The organism is Pseudomonas sp. GM17 (assembly GCF_000282175.2).
In the GTDB taxonomy this organism is placed as follows: Bacteria; Pseudomonadota; Gammaproteobacteria; order Pseudomonadales; family Pseudomonadaceae; genus Aquipseudomonas; species Aquipseudomonas chlororaphis.
Genome location: NZ_CP124732.1, coordinates 2,668,391 through 2,686,995, shown reverse-complemented (window position 1 = coordinate 2,686,995; position 18,605 = coordinate 2,668,391). Strand labels below are relative to the sequence as shown.

The window sequence follows — 18,605 nt, the reverse complement described above, 5'->3', positions numbered from 1 at the left end:
AAATAGAGCCCCCCGCCACCTCTCTATTCCAATCGAGGGCGACGGACCTGGCAATATCGAACGGCAACTTGACGCCCTTGTTATTGACCAGGGAAATGCCCCCCCGGCGCGACACCCGCCTGGCCCAGCTTGGAAAGCTTGAGCATGCCATCGGCCTGGGAGCTACCTTCGAAGTAGACTTTTACCGGAACCTTTGTATTAGGTTTCAAACCATCACAACGGACATCGAAGTTGAACGGCACCTCTCTGACGCTACCCTTGGCAATATTTTCGATGGTCTGTTTACCCATCGGTACATTGACCGCCGCCCCTACCGATTCGCATCCGGCGAAAAACACATCGTTGACCAGTTCGGTAGTGCCTTGTGATCGGATCTGAACGGATACATTCCCCCTTGCCCAGGTTATGCCGAATTTCATCGGCGCATTTCCTGATGCCACGCCGCGACCGGTGCGAACAAATACAACATCCATAAACTTGGGAAGAATTGGACTCCCCCAATCGGGCGTCCAAGAATATGGGACACACCAAGTGTCGTTATTAACTTCCGACAGCGCCAAACAGAATTTGACCCCAACACCTTTGATGCCCGTCTCATACACCTTCGGAAGTGGCCGATGGGGTCAGTGCAGTATCCACCGTAATAGAAATGGTCTCTAAGCCGCTGCATATAACCATTCCCCCACCACTCCAGAGGTTCGTTACCCGATGTCTAGCAATCCCCTGTCCAATGGAGGCAGCCTTGATCAGGGTTTGAGCAGGGAGAATGATGTCCTTTATCAGCGGAGAACCATTGGGCAATGAGCAATTCGCCGCAAGCGCATTCCGAGCAAATAGGCTGGATAAAAACATCAAGATAAAGATCAGTTTTCCCATATGTAAAGTTCCTTCCCGCGCCCCATTAAGTACCTGGGTACAAATCGATGATGAGCAAAGAAAGTTAGCGAGAAAGTTCTCGTCGCCACTAATAAAAGACGCCAAGCCTCAGCTAGAGATAACACCGTCGTATTTGAGGATTCCGCCGTAATCGCCAATGACTTCGAATTCAACCTTGAGGTCGTGGGCCTGGACGCCGTTCGGCAGGTCCGCCATCTCGACCCGGGAAGTCGCGGCCGGCGCGACCATATCGATCGGCGCGGTAAAACTCTTGTTTCCCATCCGCAACGTGATCGCGGCAAAAGACAGGTGGAAAGCCGACGGGTTGGTCACCTCCAGATAGGGTTTGCCGTCTTTGGCAAGCAGGCGCCACTTCAGTTGCTGGGGGGCCTCCGCGACCTTTCCCGGTAGCCCGGCCGGCCGGTAGAACAGTTTGAGGCGCTGCTGCACGGCGATTTGCAGGGTATTTTCCTCCCGGGACTTTTGCGGAACCTCCCGTACGTTCAGCCAGTACACCGACTCCTTGTCGGTCGGCAGGCCCTTGCCGCTGTAGAGGATGCGCAACACCTGCTGCTGTTCGCCAGCCAGGCGCTTGAGCACCGGGGTGATGGCGAAAGGCACATCCTCGCTCTTGTCGGCCGACTCGACCCAGGCCTGGAACATCAAGTCCTCGGTCGCGCTGTTCTTGATCACCAGGGACGCTTCCTTGCTCGGCGCCGCAAGCACCACACGGGTGTTTTCCAGGTTGATGCCAGCCTGGGAACAAGCAGGCAAAAACAGGGCGAAGCTGGCCAGAATCAATCCGGCGATGACTGGAGTCTTCACGGTAAATTCTCTACCTCGGTATGCGTCGAAGAACAGAACCCCGTTGTTGCGTGTCATGCAAAAACATCGATGGACTCGACGAGGCAAACCGTGTGGGTATTCGTGACGTTCGAGAAAGTCAGGAGGCAGGAAAACTACATTAGATAGGCGTCGTAATCAGTAGGACGATTCCTAAAGGGAACAAAATGCTCACTCACTATGCGAAAGCCGAAAAGAGCGAACAGAATAAGCAATCATCCTCAGAGCCCATATTGCTGGATACCTGTCTGCGCATCAGTGTTTTCTAAAAACAAGTGTTTTCGATCCATAAGCTCCAGATCGAAGGTATTTCTATTAGCCCTGACATTCAAAATTTCATGCCGTCATGGATCTGATATTTTCCGACATGAATGAAGTATCAACCCTGTCGGCTTACATCCTGGTTTTAACTTAGAAACCCCTCTCACAGAACAAAAGCACCGCAACCCGAACTGCCCAGGCTCGACGATCGAGAAGGCCTGCCAGGCAGGCTTAAAGCCTTGGCCCGCTGATTTTTAGATACCTCCCAAAGCGGAGAAAGCGGCGGTCTCCCCAAGGAATCGCGCTTCTGATTCTGCCACGCCATCGGGCATCAGGCTGTAAGGACTTCAATATGACGAGCGCAATAGCTTGCTGTCTTACTTCAACTAGGAAAGTGCCGTACACCAGTTAAGAAAGTTCTGGTTTTTTATTTTATTTCCTTTTGTTAATTAATAGACCCCTCTGAGCAACCAGGCATTTACATGCAAATAACTCCAGCCCTCAACGCTGGCGCGTACAGGCTCGAAATCAACTCTCCCGCAAAATCAGATAGTCATTCGAAACAGTCGAATAGCCACTTTTTAGACGTTATGTGGCAGGTCTCATCTGACAAAAAAAATCATGGGGCTCCCTTGCTTGGAAGCCCATGAAATCAAGCGCGGCTTGAGACAAACAACTTCCCTCCCGCATGGAGGAAATGGCGCCCCGGCTTTGCGTGATCGCCTTGGCGCCTGCCCCGCATCCGTTGTACCCGTTCTGCTGGGGGGATCAGCAGAGTATTCATATAGAGGACGCACCATGAACAAAAGCTATGCACTGATCTGGAACCAGGCCACTGGTTGCTGGAACGTCGCCAGCGAAGGAACCCGGCGCCGAGGCAAATCCAGTCGCCTCAAGGTCGTGATCGCCGCCGGCTTCTCGCTGCTGGGCCTGCTGGCCCAGGCTCCGGCCTTTGCCTTGCCGAACGGAGCGGCGATAGTCGCGGGCGACGCCGGCCTCCATACCACGGTCGACGGCAAACACATGACCATCGACCAACAAAGCAACAAACTGATCACCAACTGGAACGAGTTCAGCGTCGCTGGCGACGAAAGCGTCAGCTTCCACCAGCCCGGTAGCCAATCGATCGCCCTCAACCGGGTACTCGGCACCAATGGCAGCGATATCCAGGGCCGTATCAATGCCAACGGCAAAGTGTTCCTGATCAACCCCAATGGCGTGGTCTTCGGCAAGTCCGCCCAGGTCAACGTCGGCGGCCTGGTGGCCTCCACCCAGAACATCAGTGACAAGGATTTCCTCGACGGCACTTACCGCTTTACCGGGAACTCCAGCTCTGCCGTGAGCAACGCCGGCCAGATCACCGCCAACGAGGGCGGCAGCGTCGCGTTGCTAGGTGCCCAGGTCAGCAACAGCGGGGTAATCCAGGCGCAGATGGGCAGTGTCGCACTGGGCGCGGGCAAGGACTTCAGCGTCAACTTCGACGGCAACGGCCTGCTCAACCTGCAGGTGAACGGTGCCGCGGTGGATGCCCTGGTGCAGAACGGTGGCCTGCTCAAGGCCGACGGCGGCCAGGTGTTGATGACCGCCAGCAGCGCCAGCAGCCTGCTGAAAAACGTGGTGAGCAACCAGGGCGTGATCGAGGCCAAGACCTTGCAGAACAAGGCCGGCAAGATTGTCCTGGACGGTGGCGACAACGGCATCGTCCAGGTGGCCGGACGCCAGGACGCCAGCGCCCTGGGCGGCCAGGGCAACGGTGGCGTGGTGGAAAACCGCGGCGCCCGGGTCGAGGTCCAACTGGCTGCGCAAGTGGATACGCACGCCGACCAGGGCACCACCGGCACCTGGAAGATCAGCACGGACGAGGTGAGTGTTTCCAAGGCAGAGAACGGCATGCGTGGCGGCAATACCGGTCCTACCCTGCACGCCGATACCCTGGCCCAGAACCTGGCCCGGACCAATGTCGAACTGAACAGCAAGGGCAATCTGTCGGTCAACAAGGCGCTGTCCTGGAACAGCGGCAACAAGCTCGGCCTGACCGCCGAGCGCGGCGACATCCAGGTGAACGCGGCATTGAGCGCCACCGGCAACGGCGCGGCCCTGGCCCTGAATGCCGCGCAGGGAGGCATTCGCCTGAATGACGATGTCGCGCTGACCGGAACGGGAGCGAGCCTGGAGCTGAACTCCAAAAACGGCCACAGCCTCAAGGATGACAAGAGCGTCACCCTCTCCGGTGCGGATGCCCGCTTCAGCGCCAACGGCGAGTCCTACCAGGTGGTGCAGAACCTGAAGCAGTTGCGCGATATCGAAAACAACATGAATGGCCGCTATGTACTGGGTAACCGGATCACCGGCCAAGGCAGCTTCAGGACGCTTGGCGAAGGTCGCTCCTTCACCGGCAAGCTCGATGGCCTGGGCAATACCATCAGCGACCTGTCGCTCTATAGCAGCACCGCCTTTGTCGGGCTGTTCGGTACCAATCTGGGACAGATCAGCAACCTGAACCTCGAACGCATTTCAGCCAGTGGTGCTTATTCCACCTACTACAACACCCAGGTCGGCACCCTGGCCGCGGTGAACATGGGTAGCATCCGCAACGTCAAGGCCAAGGACGTACGGGTGACCGGAGCCTCTCATCTGAACTCGCTGGGTGGCCTGGTCGCGCTCAACCTGAACGGCGACATCGCCAACTCCTCGGCCAGCGGCCTGGTGATCGGCAACCAGTACACCTTTGCAATGGGTGGCCTGGTGGGCGAAAACGTCTCCAGCACAGGTGGCGTGGCAAAAATCACCAATAGCCATGCCAATATCGCCCTCAGGGGGCAGATGAATTCTGGCTCCAGAGGCGCGGGTGGACTGGTGGGTTCGAACCGCGGAGTCATCGCCAATGCCTCCAGCACCGGCACGATCGACCTCGCCGGCGCCAACCTGAACATCGGTGGCCTGGTCGGCTCCAACCAGGGTTCGCTGGCCAACTCTCACGCCAGCGGCGACGTAACCGGCAATGGCACGGAAGCGATCGGCGGCCTGGTAGGCAAGAATCAGGGTGGTTCGATTGCCAACAGCTCTGCCAGCAACAACGTGTCCGACCTGTACAGCAGAAATGTGGGCGGCCTGATTGGCCATAACCAGGGCGGCCGCGTCGATAACGCGTTGTTCTCCGGCGCGGTGAAAGGCGGCAGGAATGCCAATGTCGGCGGCCTGATCGGCACGAACCAGAATGGCTCGATCAGCAACAGCTCGGCCAAAGGCAATGTGTCCGGTCTGTACGGTAGCAATGTGGGTGGCCTGATTGGCTACAACCAGAACAGCCGTATCGATAATGTAACGGTGGCCGGCACGGTGAAAGGCGATAGCAAGGCCAATATCGGCGGGCTGATCGGCTACAACGAAAAGTCCTCCATCGCCAACGCGTCCTCCACCTCCCTGTCCGTTACCGGCGGCAATGACGCCCTTATCGGTGGCCTCGTGGGCTATAGCCTGGCTAGCAGTATCACCAACTCATCAGTATCTGCCACAGTGACCGCCGGCAACGCTAGCCAGAGCGGTGGCCTGGTCGGCTACAGCAAAAATACCGATATCACCAACGCCTCGGCAGCCGTCCTGGTGACCGCCGGCGACAATAGCCAGGTCGGCGGCCTGGTGGGCCACAGCCAGGATGGCCGTATCATCAACGCCTCCGCATCCGGCACGGTGAGCAGCGGCAACAATAGCCAGGTTGGTGGCCTGGTCGGTTACAACCAAGACAGCGACATCACCAACGCCTCGGCATCCGCCACGGTGAACGGCGGTGACGATAGCCAGGTCGGCGGCCTGGTTGGCAGACAGCAGGGCAAGGTCGCCAACTCCTCCGCCAAAGGTTCGGTCAACGGCGGTCGCTATAGCAGTGTGGGTGGCTTGGCCGGGATGAATGAAGGGGAGATCAGCAACTCCAAAACCACCAGTAACGTCAGCGGCGGTTACGGCGCGCGTCTGGGCGGGCTGGCGGGGATGAACTTCGGTACGCTGCGCCTGTCATCGGCAGGCGGCAAGATCGATGGTTCCCACGCCTCCGGACAGTTCTACGGTGGCCTGGTCGGCATCAACTTCAATTCGGACCAGCAATCCAGCAACAGCGTCTTTGGTGAAGCGACCAAGGTGCCGCAGGTTGGCCTGCAGTTCTGAGAGCTGAAGCTCTGCCCCCCGTCATAGGGAGGCAGGGCTTGTTGTCCGATTGAAAAGAGGGGGCAATGATTCAGCCGAATCATTGCCCCCTCTTTTTTCCTGACGCCTCTCGGCGACCTGCTCCAGCGCTCTACTTCTCTGTCGCGACCTCAGCCCCGTCGGCGCCCGGAACGCTGGGCCGGGTCAGGCGGTAGATGGATGCGCAGTAGAGCAGCAACGCCAAGGTCGCCAGCAAGCCGCCGGCCAAGCCGATATAGGCGAACCCGAGCCGGCCCCCTACCCAGCTGCCAAGCAGCGCGCCGCCACCGATGCCGATATTGTAGATCCCCGAAAACAGCGCCATTGCCACATCGGTAGCGTCCGGAGCGAGCACCAGGACCCTGGACTGCAGTGCCAGCCCGAAGCCCATGATCGCCATCCCCCAGATCAGGCTGAGCCCGCCCAGATACGAGACTTCACCGCTCAACGGCAACAGCAATGCCAGGCACAGAATGAGCAACGCCACCGTCACCAGCAGAAAGCGCTGCGGGCTGTAGCGGTGAAACCTGCTGAACAACAGCGAGCCGAAGATACCGGCGCCACCGAACAGCAGCAGGATGAGGGTCACCACATCGCCACTCAAGCCGGCCACCACCTTGATGAAAGGCTCGATGTAGCTATAAGCCGTGAACTGCGCGGTGACCACCAGGGCCGTCAGCACATAGAGCGCCATCAGCGCAGGCCGCTTGAACAGCACCGGCAGGCTTCTGAGAGACCCCGAGTTCTGACTGGGCAACAACGGCAGGCTCCTGGCCAGCCAGAACACCAGCGCGGTAGCCAGGCCAGCAATCACGATAAAGGTGGTCCGCCAGCCCATGGCCTCGCCCAGCAACCTGCCGAGGGGAATACCCAGCACCATCGCCAAGGAAGTACCGGTGGCCAGCAAGCCCAGGGCCTGGACCTGTTTTCCCGGTGGCGCCAGACGCACCGCCAGGGACGCGGTAATGGACCAGAACAGCGCATGGGACAAGGCCACACCGACCCGGCTCAGCAACAGCATGCCGAAACTCGTGGCCAGCCCCGACAGGATGTGACTGGCGATAAACATCCCGAACAGCACGAGCAACAGCTTGCGTCGCTCGACGTTGCGCGTCAGCAACATGACCGGCAGCGAAGTCAGGGACACTATCCAGGCATAGAGAGTGAGCATCAGACCGACCCGGGCCGTCGACAGGTCGAAGCTGCTGCCGATCGAACTCAATAGCCCGACGGGGACGAACTCCGTGGTGTTGAACACAAAGGCCGCCAACGTCAGTGCGATGACCGCCCGCCAATTACCCTTAGTTGTCGCCACGGAGATACTCATTTAAAGGTGCACCACTCTGTCGATGGTCAATCAGGCCCAGACCTTCGCAAACCCTGTGCCAAACGCCTACTCACAAAGACTGAGCGCACGGTCAGGAGCATGCAGGCGCCGAACAGGATCTGCACCAGCGTACAGGACAAGGGGAAAGCAGCGTCATCCCGCACTACAGAGGAGCAACGGACCGAAACGCGGCCACTGCCGACGGAAACGAAAAAAGGGTCCCGAATGGGACCCTTTTTCGATGAGCTACAGACCTTTGATAATCTGTAGCTCTATGTTTGGAGCGGGAAACGAGACTCGAACTCGCGACCCCGACCTTGGCAAGGTCGTGCTCTACCAACTGAGCTATTCCCGCAAATGGCGTCCCCTAGGGGACTCGAACCCCTGTTACCGCCGTGAAAGGGCGGTGTCCTAGGCCACTAGACGAAGGGGACACGCTACCCGGAACACATGGTGTGTGTTTCGGTGTCCAGATCCGCCTCCGAAGACTTGGTTCTGGTTTCACTCAGCCCCGCCCGAAAGCAGTGCCGTTTAAAACTGGAGCGGGAAACGAGACTCGAACTCGCGACCCCGACCTTGGCAAGGTCGTGCTCTACCAACTGAGCTATTCCCGCATTGGCGTCCCCTAGGGGACTCGAACCCCTGTTACCGCCGTGAAAGGGCGGTGTCCTAGGCCACTAGACGAAGGGGACACACTACAACATTCACTCCCTGCCGCGTTTCGCTGTGTGCTTTACGCTGCAAGTGGCGCGCATTCTATGGATGGATTGGAGGGTCGTCAACCCCCTGATATAAATTTATTTAAATCAATGACTTCGGGGTGGTTTGCGAGCCCTTTCGGGCATTTGTGCAGCCTGTGCCTTGACGCCTATATTCTGACACTCGACAAGACGCTATAGTCCACATCCTTAGGTAATGGCAATATGAAACCAGCCAGACATTTCCTATATAAGCAGAGAATCGGCCTGTTTCTGCTCGTCGACCTGCGCTAGGCGCCCCAAGGCTAAGTCACTACACTCGCCACTCGTACGCGAACCCCAGAAAGAGGTCTTACACGGTGACACCACTCATGATCACCCTGCTAGTAGTAGCCGGGATCGTAATATTGATCGCCATTGGCTACATGAACCATGTGGTGGAAAACAATAAACTGGAAAAGGCCCGTACCAAGGTCGAACTCAATGACCGCCTGCGCCGCTGCGGCGAAATCACCGAGACCTTCCCCGGCCAGTTCATGTCGCCAGGGCTCAAGTTGCTGATGACCCGCCTGGAGCTCAACGTTGTTCAGCGTCTGTTGAACCTGAACAAATCCGATGCCGCGCTCAAGGCGCGTATCGCCGAGTTGAACGCGCTGGTCGGCCAGGGCGAATCGATTCCGGTCAACAACCCGCCCTGCCCGATCCAGACCGAAGCCAAGGCCAAGGACGTGCGCTTTCTTCTGGAAGCCCTGCATGGCCAGGTGACTCGCGCCGCCCAGGACGGCTTCCTGCCGACCAACGAAGCCAAGCACTGGATCCGGGAAATCCGCCACATCCTGGTGCTGCTGCACATTGAGTTCTTCAACAACCTCGGCCAGTACGCCCTGCAGCAGGAACAACCCGGCCAGGCGCGCCTGGCGTTCGAGCGCGGTGTGCAATACCTGCGCAAGCAGCCGGACCCGGCGGTCTATCGGGAACAACTGGAGTACCTGGAAAAACTCCTGGCCCGCTCCAACGCGATGGTGCTGACCAACACCCAGCCGGTCGAAGGCGAGGTCAACCAATTGACCGAAGGCCTGAAGGTCGTCGAAGCCGACGCCGACTGGAAGAAGAAAGCCATTTACGACTGACCGGCAACAGCCGCGCGAGCAATACGCGCGGCACGGCCTAAAGGCTGCGCCCCTGGCGGCGCAGCCTGTAGCAAGCACCTGCGGCATTACAACCGGAAATGCCCGACCATCCCCTTCAACTCCGCCCCCAACTGCGCCAGCTCGATGCTCGACGCCGCATTGCCCTGCATGGCCAGTGACGACTGATCGGCGCTGGCGCGAATACTGGTGACGCTGCGGTTGATCTCTTCGGCGACCGAGCTTTGTTGCTCGGCGGCCGCGGCGATCTGCTGGTTCATCTGCTGAATCAGCGACACCGCCGTGGCGATGCTGCCCAGCGCGCTTTCGGTCTGCAGCGCATCGCTGACCGCCAGCTTGACCAGTTCGCCGCTGCTCTGGATCTGCTGCACCGAGGACTGCGCCGCCGAACGCAGGGCACTGACCAAGCGTTCGATCTCCTCGGTGGATTGCTGAGTGCGCTTGGCCAGGGCCCGCACTTCGTCGGCGACCACCGCGAAGCCCCTGCCCTGCTCGCCGGCACGCGCCGCTTCGATGGCCGCGTTCAGCGCCAACAGGTTGGTCTGCTCGGCGACACTCTTGATCACGCTGAGCACGGTGCCGATGTTCTGGATCTCGGCGCTGAGGCTTTCAATGCTGGAGCTGGCGCTGGTGGCCGAATCCGCCAGCTGTTCGATGCGCTGCATACTCTGGCGCACCACCTGCTGGCCACTTTCCACCTTGTCGTCGGCGGTCTGCGCCGCCTGCGCGGCTTCTTCGGCGTTGCGCGCGACGTCGTGCACGGTGGCGGTCATCTGGTTCATCGCCGTCGCCACCTGCTCGGTTTCTTCCTTCTGGCTGCTGACTTCCAGATTGGTCTGTTCGGTCACCGCCGACAGCGACTGGGCCGAGCTGGCCAACTGTTCGATGCCTGCCTGCAGGCCGCTGACAATACCGCTCAGGCCGCTGCCCATCTGTTGCATCGCCAGCATCAACTGGCCAATTTCGTCCCGGCGCGTCACCTCCACCGTCGCGCTCAGGTCACCGGCGGCGATCTGCTGCGCCACGCGCATCACGCTGCGCAGCGGGGTGACGATCAAACGGGTAATGATCCAGGCCGCCAACACGCCCACCAACAACGCCAGGGCCGAAGACGCGACGATCAACAGCGAGTTCTTTTTCAGCTCCGCCTGCATCGACTGATCCTGCGCACCGTACGCCTGGTCGACCCGCTCCATCACCTGCGCGGCGCGCTCGTGCAGTTGCTGATAGACCTTTTTCTCCTGCGCCAGCAAGCCGGTGTATTCGGCGAGCTTCTCGCTGAAACCACCGATATGCCCGACCACTTCGTTGAGCACCGTCTGATAACCGGCGTCCTTGACCAGGGTCTTGAGCTGCTCGGCCTGGGCCAGGGCCTGGTCGGCCTGTTCGATCTTGCCCTGCTCGACCTCTTCCTCGCCCTTGCGGCTCTGGTCCAGGCGCACCCGGGCTTCGTTCATGGCTTGCAGCATCAAGCGCGAAACCTGGCTGACCTGATTGGCCTGCTCGACGAACTCGCTGCCCTCCTTGCCGGCGGACTCCTTGAGGCTATAGGTACCGTCGTCGGCCAGGCCGGCCTGCAGCACGTCGAGGTTGTTGGCCACGCTGGACACTGACCAACTGGCCATTTCCAGCGCCAGGTCCTTGGCCTGGGTCAGCTCGACGAACTCGTCGAAGGCCTTGCGGTAAGCCCCCAGCGCCTGCTCGACATCGGTCATCACCGGCACATTCGCCGCCGAACGCTCCTTGAGCTGCGCCGCCAGGGCCAGCAAGGCGCCGACGCCCTCGTGCAAGGCGTCCGCGGTTTTGGCGTCACCGTGCAAGGCATAGTTCTGCTCGAGCAGGCGGACCTTGAGCAAGCCGCTGTTGAGTGACGACATCTGCTTGAGGCCCTCGAAGCGCTGGCTGATGGTCTGCAGGGACCAGACGCCGATGGCGGCCACCAGCGCCGTCAGCAGCAGCACCAGGGTGAAGCCGACACCCAGTTTTTTCGCCATGCCGAGGTTGGCAAAACGTCCGTTCGTGCCCGAATTCATTGCGCTCAGTCCCCTTCCAGTCCCCAATGGCAACAGGGCCATTGTCCAGTTTTGCAGGTTCGCAACGGGCTGCACTGGAGCACAAGTCTCTGGCGTCGGAATAATGGCAAAAAGCTACGTTAAGGTCGTTTTCAGAATGGTCGAGGTCGATCCGGTACAACCCTGGCAACGCTTGGTCACCAGGGCCGTCCCTAAGGCAGGCGAGCGTCAGATGGCGGTGGCGCCACCGTCTACCGCCAGCGCATGGCCGGTGGTGAAGGCCGCGCCGTCGCTGCACAGATACAGCACCGCGCTGGCGATTTCCTCGACCTTGCCGATCCGCCCAACCGGGTGCATGGCCGCGGCGAATTCGGCTTTCTTCGGATCGGCCTCGTAGGCGCGGCGGAACATATCGGTGTCGATCACCGCCGGGCACACCGCGTTAACCCGGATTTTCTTCTTCGCATACTCGATGGCCGCCGACTTGGTCAGGCCGATTACCGCATGCTTGGAGGCGGCATAGATGCTCATCTTCGGCGCCGCGCCGAGGCCGGCCACCGATGCGGTATTGACGATGGCCCCGCCGCCCTGGGCGAGCATCAGCGGCAACTGGTGCTTCATGCACAGCCAGACGCCCTTGACGTTGACTCCCATGATCGCGTCGAACTCGTCCAGGGTGCCGTCCGCCAGCTTGCCCTTCTCGATTTCGATCCCGGCATTGTTGAAGGCATAGTCGAGACGGCCGTAGCTGCTTACCACCTGCGCCATCAGGTTCTGCACATCCGCCTCGTCGGTAACGTTGCAGCGCACGAACAGTGCTTCGCCACCGGCGGCGCGAATCAATTGCACCGTGCCCTCGCCACCGGCGACGTCGAGGTCGGCCGCCACTACTTTCAGCCCCTGCGTGGCGAACGCCAGGGCCGTGGCCCGGCCAATACCCGCCGCTGCGCCGGTGACCAAAACGACCTGGCCGGAAAACGTCATGCTCATGGTGATGCCCTCGATGGAATGCATGGATCGGATTCGCCCAGTCTAGGCACAGGCAACGAGCACGCGGCAGCACTATCAGAGGGCCGGTTGCCCACTTATCCGCAATGGTGATGAAGGCTGCCATACCACCATCACGCCTCTGGATCGCCCCCTATTCGCTACAGCGGCAAACCTTGCGGCACCAGGGCTGAAGGTCTATCAACTAGGGTTCCATCGATCCTTGAGTGCCTGCCATGACCACCCAGACCAATCGCCAGTTTCTGCTCGCCAAACGCCCGGTGGGCGCGGCGACCCGCGAAACCTTCACCTACCAGCAGGTTCCCGTCGGCGAACCCGCGGCGGGGCAGATCCTGGTGAAGAATGAGTACCTGTCCCTCGACCCGGCCATGCGCGGCTGGATGAACGAAGGCAAGTCCTACATCCCGCCGGTGGGCATCGGTGAAGTGATGCGCGCCCTGGGCGTGGGCCAGGTGATCGCCTCGAACAACCCCGGCTTCGCCGTCGGCGACTACGTCAATGGCGCCCTGGGCGTGCAGGACTATTTCCTCGGCGAGCCGCGCGGCTTCTACAAGGTCGATCCGAAACTGGCGCCGCTGCCGCGCTATCTGTCGGCCCTGGGCATGACCGGCATGACCGCCTATTTCGCCCTGCTGGACGTCGGTGCGCCAAAAGCCGGTGAAACCGTGGTGCTGTCGGGCGCGGCCGGTGCGGTGGGCAGCATTGCCGGGCAGATCGCCAAGATCAAAGGCTGTCGGGTGGTCGGCATCGCCGGCGGCCAGGACAAATGCAAGTTCCTGATCGACGAACTGGGCTTCGACGGGGCCATCGACTACAAGAGCGAAGACGTCCATGCCGGCCTCAAGCGCGAATGCCCGAAAGGCGTCGACGTGTATTTCGATAACGTCGGCGGCGACATCCTCGATGCGGTGCTCAGTCGCCTGAACTTCAAGGCCCGGGTGGTGATCTGCGGCGCCATCAGCCAGTACAACAAGGAGGCGGTCAAGGGCCCGGCCAACTACCTGTCGTTGCTGGTCAATCGCGCGCGCATGGAAGGTTTTGTGGTGATGGACTATGCGGCCCAGTTCGCCGCCGCCGGGCAGGAAATGGCCGGCTGGATGGCCAAGGGGCAGCTCAAGAGCAAGGAGGATATAGTCGAGGGACTGGAGACCTTCCCGGAAACGCTGATGAAGCTGTTCAGCGGCGAGAACTTCGGCAAGCTGGTGCTGAAGGTTTGAACGTGGCTCTTTGAATCAGGCTGTCTGTACGATCGTTTCGCGAGCAAGCTCGCTCCTACAAGGGCCTATGCACTCTCTGTAGGAGCGAGCTTGCTCGCGATAGCGCGAAGCGCGCTTGCACTATCGCCGACAGCCAGCACTCCGCTGCCGGATTCAGGCCAGCTCGGCCACCACGGCCGCCAGGGCCTTGGCCGGATCCGCCGCCTGACTGATCGGACGGCCGATCACCAGATAGTCGGAACCGGCATCCAGCGCCTGGCGCGGGGTGAGGATGCGCCGCTGGTCGTCCTGGGCGCTGCCTGCCGGACGGATCCCCGGGGTCACCAGTTGCAGCGACGGGTGCGCGGCCTTCAGCGCCTGGGCTTCCAGGGCCGAACAGACCAGGCCGTCCATGCCGGCCTTTTCCGCCAGGGCGGCCAGACGCAGCACCTGCTCCTGCGGCTCGATATCCAGGCCGATGCCGGCCAGGTCTTCACGCTCCATGCTGGTCAGCACGGTCACGCCGATCAGCAGCGGTTTCGGGCCGCTGCGCTGGTCCAGCACTTCGCGGCAGGCCGCCATCATGCGCAAGCCGCCGGAGCAGTGCACATTGACCATCCATACGCCCATCTCCGCGGCGGCCTTGACGGCCATCGCGGTGGTGTTGGGGATGTCATGGAATTTCAGGTCGAGGAAGACTTCAAAACCCTTGTCGCGCAGGGTGCCGACGATTTCCGAAGCGCAACTGGTGAACAGTTCCTTGCCGACTTTGACCCGGCACAGCTTGGGGTCCAGCTGATCAGCCAGTTTCAGTGCGGCGTCACGGGTGGGAAAGTCCAGGGCGACGATGATAGGAGTCTGGCAAGCGGACATGAAGGGGCTCTCAGGCAAGTCGAAATCGGCGCGGATTGTAGCGCAAGCGACGACGCTCCGGGACCCGATGATCGGTAATTCATCGCCAACGGCAGCTCCCGTATCGATAAAACCGTGCAAATGCCCGACCCTGGCGACAATTGTGTCGAGCCCGATACACTCCCGACACGCCGGCAACAACCCGCCCGGCTACCCTCGCCAGCCGCAACACTCCCGAACAGCACTTCCAGCCCCAGGGCCGGACGCCTATGCTGAAGCCACCACCTCGCCGCCCATCTTTGTGGTTGGCAGCCTACCTGGCAGACGATCGCACGCATGCACAACATTCCAGCTCCCCTCAATGACGATCAGAAAGCACCTGGCACGGGTGACGACAAGCGCTGGAACACCCGGGCGCTGATCGTCGACGACGATGTACCGATCCGCGAACTGCTGATCGACTACCTGGCCCGCTTCAATATCCACGCCACCGGCGTGACCGACGGCGCGGCGATGCGCCAGGCCTTGCAGGCGGAACACTTCGACGTGGTGGTGCTCGACCTGATGCTGCCCGGCGAGGATGGCCTGTCCCTGTGCCGCTGGCTGCGCACCGAGTCGGACATCCCGATCCTGATGCTCACCGCCCGCTGCGAACCCACCGACCGGATCATCGGCCTGGAACTGGGGGCCGACGACTACATGGCCAAGCCCTTCGAGCCCCGGGAACTGGTGGCGCGGATCCAGACCATCCTGCGCCGGGTTCGCGACGACCGCACCGAGCAGCGGGCCAATATCCGCTTCGACAACTGGCGCCTGAACAGCGTGCTGCGCCAGCTGATCTCCGCCGACGGTCTTGTCGTACCGCTGTCCAACGCCGAATTCCGCCTGCTCTGGGTGTTCATCGAACGCCCGCGCCGGGTCCTGAGCCGCGAACAGTTGCTGGACGCCGCCCGTGGCCGCTCCATCGAAGCCTTCGATCGCAGTATCGACCTGCTGGTCTCGCGCCTGCGGCAGAAGCTTGGCGACGACCCGAAATCGCCGCAGTTGATCAAGACCGTGCGCGGCGAAGGCTACCTGTTCGACGCCCGAGACATCGGCTGATGCGTGGGCGCTTCGATACGCTGTTCGGCCGCCTGTTCGGGGTGCTGCTGATCGCGATCGTGCTCGCCCACCTGCTCGCCTTCTTCTGGTTCCGTCTCTACGGCCCGCCTCCGCGCCCGCCGGCCAGCGAATTCAGCGGCCAGCCACAGCCCGGCGGCGGGCGTTTCGAGCCGCGGCCACCACGTCCCTGGTTCGGCGGCCCGATCGTGCCGCTGACCTTCCAGTTCATCTCGCTGATCATCGCCGCCTGGTACGGCGCCAAGCTGTTGACCCGGCCGATCCAGCGCCTGAGCGATGCCGCCGAGCGCCTCAGCGAAGACCTCGACAGCCCGCCACTGGACGAGTCCGGCCCACGGGAAGCGCGGCAGGCGGCCCACACCTTCAACCTGATGCAACGGCGCATCCAGGAGCAGGTCAAGCAACGCGGGCGCATGCTCGGCGCGGTCTCCCACGACCTGCGCACGCCGCTGTCGCGCCTCAAGTTGCGCCTGGAACAGATCGCAGACAACAAGCTGCAGGGCCAGATGCGCCAGGACCTCGACGACATGATCAGCATGCTCGACGCGACCCTGAGCTACCTGCACGAACAGCGCACCAGCGAGGCCCTGCAGTGGATGGATGTGCAGGCGCTGGTGGAATCGCTCTGTGAAAACGCCCAGGACCAGGGCGCCGACGTGCAGACCGACGGCCATTGCGCGCCCCTGCAGGTGCAGCCGATGGCGTTGCGTTCCTGCCTGAACAACCTGCTGGACAACGCCCTGCGCTATGCCGGGCATGCCCGCATCAGCCTGCAGGACAGCCGCGAGCAGGTGCTGATCCGGGTCATCGACCATGGCCCGGGCATCGCCGAAGACCAGCGCGAAGCCGTGTTCGAACCCTTCTACCGGCTGGAAGGCTCGCGCAACCGCAATTCCGGCGGCGTCGGCCTGGGCATGACCATCGCCCGCGAGGCCGCCGAACGCCTGGGCGGGCAACTGCACCTGGAAGAAACCCCCGGTGGCGGCCTGACCACCGTGGTGCGCCTGCCCCGCGTCTGAGTCGCCCGTGTGCCGGGCGGTACCCGGCTCCCGTCCACGAACCTTGCCCCCGGCGGCGTTGACGTCGCCGCCTGATCATCAGCCACCACCGTACCGCTGTAGCCGCTGCCGAGCAGCGGCTACAGGCGCTTGTCTTCGCCCCGCGCCTGGCTCGAGCTCCAGTCGGTCAACAGGCTGTAGGCCACAGCCAGCAGGGTCGGGCCGATGAACAGGCCGATGAAGCCGAACGCGATCAGCCCGCCGAAGACCCCGAGCAGCACGATCACCAGCGGCAGGTTGCCGCCGCGGCTGATCAGGTAGGGCTTGAGCACGTTGTCGACGCCACTGATGATGAAGGTGCCCCAGATACCGAGGAATACCGCCATCCCATATTCGCCCTTCCAGGCCAGCCAGGCGGTGGCCGGAATCCATACCAACGGTGGGCCCATGGGAATCAGGCTGAGCAGGAAGGTGACGATCCCCAGCACCAGCGCACCCGGCACGCCGGCGATCAGGAACCCGATCAGGGCCAGGACTGCCTGGGCCGCGGCGGTGCCGATCACACCGTTGACCACCCGCTGCACCGTACCGGCCACCAGCTCGATGTAGTAGCCGGCGCGGTCGCCGATCAGGCGCTCCAGCAGCCCGTGGACGAACGCCGCCAGGCGCGGCCCGTCACGATAGAAGAAAAATACGAAGACGATGCTCAGGGTCAGCTCGAGGATCCCGCCACCGATCTGCGCGCTGCGGGCCAGCAACCAGTTGCCGACCTGCCCCAGATAGGGCTTGATCGCCAGCATCATCGCCGCGCCCTGCTGGTCGATGCTGTTCCACAGCCCCACAAGCCGTTCACCGACGAAGGGCACGCCGGCCAGCCAGCTCGGCGCTGCGGGCAGGCCATCGACCTGCACATCCTTGATAAAGGCGGTGGCGTCACGCACATGGTCGGCCAGGTTGAAGCCGAGCCAGACCAGCGGCGCCGCCACCAGCAGCATCCAGCCCAGGGTCAGCACGGCCGCGGCCAGGGCCTCGCGTCCATTGAGCCAGCGGGTCAGCAGGCGCATCAGCGGCCAGCTGGCAAACGCCAGGACCGCCCCCCAGAACAACGCGGACCAGAACGGCGCCATGACCCAGAAACTGGCGCCGAACAGCACCAGAAGCAGGATCTGCACCAACAGGCGATCATTATTGAGCATTTGGGATCTCGAGAAAGGTCAACTCACCAAGCGTAGGCGAACGGTGGATGCCCGTTCGCCCAAGCCCGTTCAATGCAGCGGTTCAGCGCAGCAGCTCAAGACGCAGGCCAGGGGCCTCGCTGCTGCCGCTTTCCATGCGTGCCGCCCGCACGCCCTGGCCGATCAGGGCCTGGCGCCAGGCTTCGGCATTCGGCCCGGAAACACTGACCCGCAAGGTGGTATCGAGGTTCAACCCGCGCGACAGCAAGGTCAGCCAGGTCGGCTGGGGCTCGCCGCCGAGCTTGGGCAGGTCCAGCTCGCCGGTGTCCTTGAGCTGGCGCAACAGGGTGGCCGAGGTCGGCAACAACTCGCCCAGGGGGGTGCTGGCGTCGAATTGCTCGACATGCAGGTACGCCCGGCGGTTGCCGCGGGTAATGCTGTACAGGGCCACCAGCGAATTGTCGTTGGGTGCGGCCAGGCGCAACAGCAGGTACGCCTGCTGGGCATCGGCGCCATACAGCTTGGCGTTGCCGAACACCTCGTTGGCCCACAGGCTGCTTTCCCCGCAATCGCGGGCCTGGCACCAGAACAACAGTTCGGCGCCCTGCCCCTGCAAGGCTTCGCGGGCGGCGGTAAAGGCCGCGGTCGAGGAATGCTCCGGCGGCAACTCGTAGGTCACCGAAGTCGTGGTGCCACGAGCGCCGACCTGGCCATCGAAACGCAGCTGGCCGCTGATCTTGCGGATCGAGCCCATGGGGTAGATCCGCTCCATCTCGGCCGCCGGACGATAGTCGACGATCTGCGCGTCAGGCATGCGCGGCACGATCGGCAAGTCATGGCTGCCGGGCAAATCGGCGGCGAACAGCAAGGGGCTGACAGCGGACAACAGCAGGACACTGAATAAACGCATGGG

General features: G+C 61.8%; 14 protein-coding genes, 4 tRNA genes and 1 pseudogene. 5 read left to right on the top strand and 14 right to left on the bottom strand.

What is annotated here, in order from left to right:
• Nucleotides 1-80: 80 nt before the first annotated feature.
• From PMI20_RS12105 to PMI20_RS12095, 3 genes are all read right to left on the bottom strand, one after another.
• On the bottom strand, nucleotides 81-419 hold the full coding sequence (locus PMI20_RS12105; RefSeq protein WP_007931626.1) for a hypothetical protein: 339 nt from the start codon (nucleotides 417-419) through the stop codon (nucleotides 81-83).
• Between the two features lie 175 nt (nucleotides 420-594).
• Nucleotides 595-876 carry a hypothetical protein gene (locus tag PMI20_RS12100; RefSeq protein WP_037035993.1) on the bottom strand — a complete coding sequence of 94 codons (282 nt, stop codon included), beginning with the start codon at nucleotides 874-876 and terminating at the stop codon, nucleotides 595-597.
• Nucleotides 877-984: 108 nt separating this feature from the next.
• Nucleotides 985-1,701: a fimbrial biogenesis chaperone gene (locus PMI20_RS12095; protein WP_007931625.1), complete on the bottom strand. Its 717-nt coding sequence runs from the start codon at nucleotides 1,699-1,701 to the stop codon at nucleotides 985-987.
• 1,077 nt (nucleotides 1,702-2,778) lie between these two features.
• Here PMI20_RS12095 and PMI20_RS12090 point away from each other — a divergent pair.
• Nucleotides 2,779-6,141, top strand: coding sequence for a GLUG motif-containing protein (locus PMI20_RS12090; RefSeq protein ID WP_007931623.1), 3,363 nt, complete (start codon nucleotides 2,779-2,781; stop codon nucleotides 6,139-6,141).
• A 130-nt stretch (nucleotides 6,142-6,271) separates the two neighbouring features.
• On the opposite strand, the gene PMI20_RS12085 is transcribed toward PMI20_RS12090, so the two are convergent.
• The 5 genes from PMI20_RS12085 to PMI20_RS12065 form a co-directional block, all read right to left on the bottom strand.
• Nucleotides 6,272-7,486 (bottom strand): sugar transporter, encoded by a 1,215-nt coding sequence (locus PMI20_RS12085; protein ID WP_007931621.1) that lies wholly within the window; start codon nucleotides 7,484-7,486, stop codon nucleotides 6,272-6,274.
• 279 nt (nucleotides 7,487-7,765) lie between these two features.
• Nucleotides 7,766-7,841: transfer RNA gene (locus PMI20_RS12080), tRNA-Gly, on the bottom strand.
• Nucleotides 7,842-7,844: 3 nt separating this feature from the next.
• A tRNA-Glu gene (locus PMI20_RS12075) sits at nucleotides 7,845-7,920 on the bottom strand.
• Between the two features lie 104 nt (nucleotides 7,921-8,024).
• Nucleotides 8,025-8,100: transfer RNA gene (locus PMI20_RS12070), tRNA-Gly, on the bottom strand.
• Nucleotides 8,101-8,102: 2 nt separating this feature from the next.
• Nucleotides 8,103-8,178, bottom strand: a tRNA-Glu gene (locus PMI20_RS12065).
• Between the two features lie 365 nt (nucleotides 8,179-8,543).
• Here PMI20_RS12065 and PMI20_RS12060 point away from each other — a divergent pair.
• Entirely contained in the window at nucleotides 8,544-9,314 is a 771-nt protein-coding gene (locus tag PMI20_RS12060) for a hypothetical protein (protein WP_007931618.1), read from the top strand.
• Between the two features lie 86 nt (nucleotides 9,315-9,400).
• Here the strand turns inward: PMI20_RS12060 and PMI20_RS30950 are convergent, their stop codons facing one another.
• The 3 genes and pseudogenes from PMI20_RS30950 to PMI20_RS12050 all read right to left on the bottom strand — a co-directional run bounded on the left by PMI20_RS30950 (nucleotide 9,401) and on the right by PMI20_RS12050 (nucleotide 12,334).
• Entirely contained in the window at nucleotides 9,401-10,105 is a 705-nt protein-coding gene (locus tag PMI20_RS30950; RefSeq protein WP_371920939.1) for a methyl-accepting chemotaxis protein, read from the bottom strand.
• 207 nt (nucleotides 10,106-10,312) lie between these two features.
• Nucleotides 10,313-11,209: pseudogene (locus PMI20_RS30945) on the bottom strand (methyl-accepting chemotaxis protein); the annotation flags it as partial.
• Nucleotides 11,210-11,572: 363 nt separating this feature from the next.
• Entirely contained in the window at nucleotides 11,573-12,334 is a 762-nt protein-coding gene (locus PMI20_RS12050) for an SDR family oxidoreductase (protein ID WP_007931614.1), read from the bottom strand.
• A 233-nt stretch (nucleotides 12,335-12,567) separates the two neighbouring features.
• Between PMI20_RS12050 and PMI20_RS12045 the strand changes: the two genes are divergently transcribed.
• Entirely contained in the window at nucleotides 12,568-13,569 is a 1,002-nt protein-coding gene (locus tag PMI20_RS12045) for an NADP-dependent oxidoreductase (protein ID WP_007931612.1), read from the top strand.
• A gap of 153 nt (nucleotides 13,570-13,722) precedes the next feature.
• On the opposite strand, the gene pyrF is transcribed toward PMI20_RS12045, so the two are convergent.
• Nucleotides 13,723-14,421 (bottom strand): orotidine-5'-phosphate decarboxylase, encoded by a 699-nt coding sequence (pyrF, locus tag PMI20_RS12040; RefSeq protein WP_007931610.1) that lies wholly within the window; start codon nucleotides 14,419-14,421, stop codon nucleotides 13,723-13,725.
• 315 nt (nucleotides 14,422-14,736) lie between these two features.
• Here pyrF and PMI20_RS12035 point away from each other — a divergent pair, with 315 nt between their 5' ends.
• Together PMI20_RS12035 and PMI20_RS12030 are read left to right on the top strand one after the other, a co-directional pair.
• Nucleotides 14,737-15,501: a response regulator gene (locus tag PMI20_RS12035; protein ID WP_007931608.1), complete on the top strand. Its 765-nt coding sequence runs from the start codon at nucleotides 14,737-14,739 to the stop codon at nucleotides 15,499-15,501.
• Nucleotides 15,501-16,538, top strand: a complete 1,038-nt coding sequence (locus PMI20_RS12030; protein ID WP_007931605.1) for an ATP-binding protein — start codon at nucleotides 15,501-15,503, stop codon at nucleotides 16,536-16,538. The genes PMI20_RS12035 and PMI20_RS12030 overlap by 1 nt, the downstream gene beginning before the upstream one ends.
• A 119-nt stretch (nucleotides 16,539-16,657) precedes the next feature.
• Here the strand turns inward: PMI20_RS12030 and PMI20_RS12025 are convergent, their stop codons facing one another.
• Together PMI20_RS12025 and PMI20_RS12020 are read right to left on the bottom strand one after the other, a co-directional pair.
• Complete coding sequence (locus tag PMI20_RS12025; RefSeq protein ID WP_007931603.1) at nucleotides 16,658-17,713, bottom strand: AI-2E family transporter; 1,056 nt, start codon at nucleotides 17,711-17,713, stop codon at nucleotides 16,658-16,660.
• A gap of 82 nt (nucleotides 17,714-17,795) precedes the next feature.
• A complete protein-coding gene (locus PMI20_RS12020) occupies nucleotides 17,796-18,602 on the bottom strand; it encodes a DUF4892 domain-containing protein (RefSeq protein ID WP_007931601.1) in 807 nt (268 codons plus the stop codon).
• Nucleotides 18,603-18,605: the final 3 nt, after the last annotated feature.

Coding starts and splice junctions, on each gene's coding strand:
- PMI20_RS12020 (WP_007931601.1), bottom strand. CDS start 18,602: ATGCGTTTATTCAGTGTCCTGCTGTTGTCCGCTGTCAGCCCCTTGCTG.
- PMI20_RS30950 (WP_371920939.1), bottom strand. CDS start 10,105: ATGACCGCCACCGTGCACGACGTCGCGCGCAACGCCGAAGAAGCCGCG.
- PMI20_RS12085 (WP_007931621.1), bottom strand. CDS start 7,486: ATGAGTATCTCCGTGGCGACAACTAAGGGTAATTGGCGGGCGGTCATC.
- PMI20_RS12025 (WP_007931603.1), bottom strand. CDS start 17,713: ATGCTCAATAATGATCGCCTGTTGGTGCAGATCCTGCTTCTGGTGCTG.
- PMI20_RS12045 (WP_007931612.1), top strand. CDS start 12,568: ATGACCACCCAGACCAATCGCCAGTTTCTGCTCGCCAAACGCCCGGTG.
- pyrF (WP_007931610.1), bottom strand. CDS start 14,421: ATGTCCGCTTGCCAGACTCCTATCATCGTCGCCCTGGACTTTCCCACC.
- PMI20_RS12050 (WP_007931614.1), bottom strand. CDS start 12,334: ATGAGCATGACGTTTTCCGGCCAGGTCGTTTTGGTCACCGGCGCAGCG.
- PMI20_RS12100 (WP_037035993.1), bottom strand. CDS start 876: ATGGGAAAACTGATCTTTATCTTGATGTTTTTATCCAGCCTATTTGCT.
- PMI20_RS12035 (WP_007931608.1), top strand. CDS start 14,737: ATGCACAACATTCCAGCTCCCCTCAATGACGATCAGAAAGCACCTGGC.
- PMI20_RS12105 (WP_007931626.1), bottom strand. CDS start 419: ATGAAATTCGGCATAACCTGGGCAAGGGGGAATGTATCCGTTCAGATC.
- PMI20_RS12090 (WP_007931623.1), top strand. CDS start 2,779: ATGAACAAAAGCTATGCACTGATCTGGAACCAGGCCACTGGTTGCTGG.
- PMI20_RS12030 (WP_007931605.1), top strand. CDS start 15,501: ATGCGTGGGCGCTTCGATACGCTGTTCGGCCGCCTGTTCGGGGTGCTG.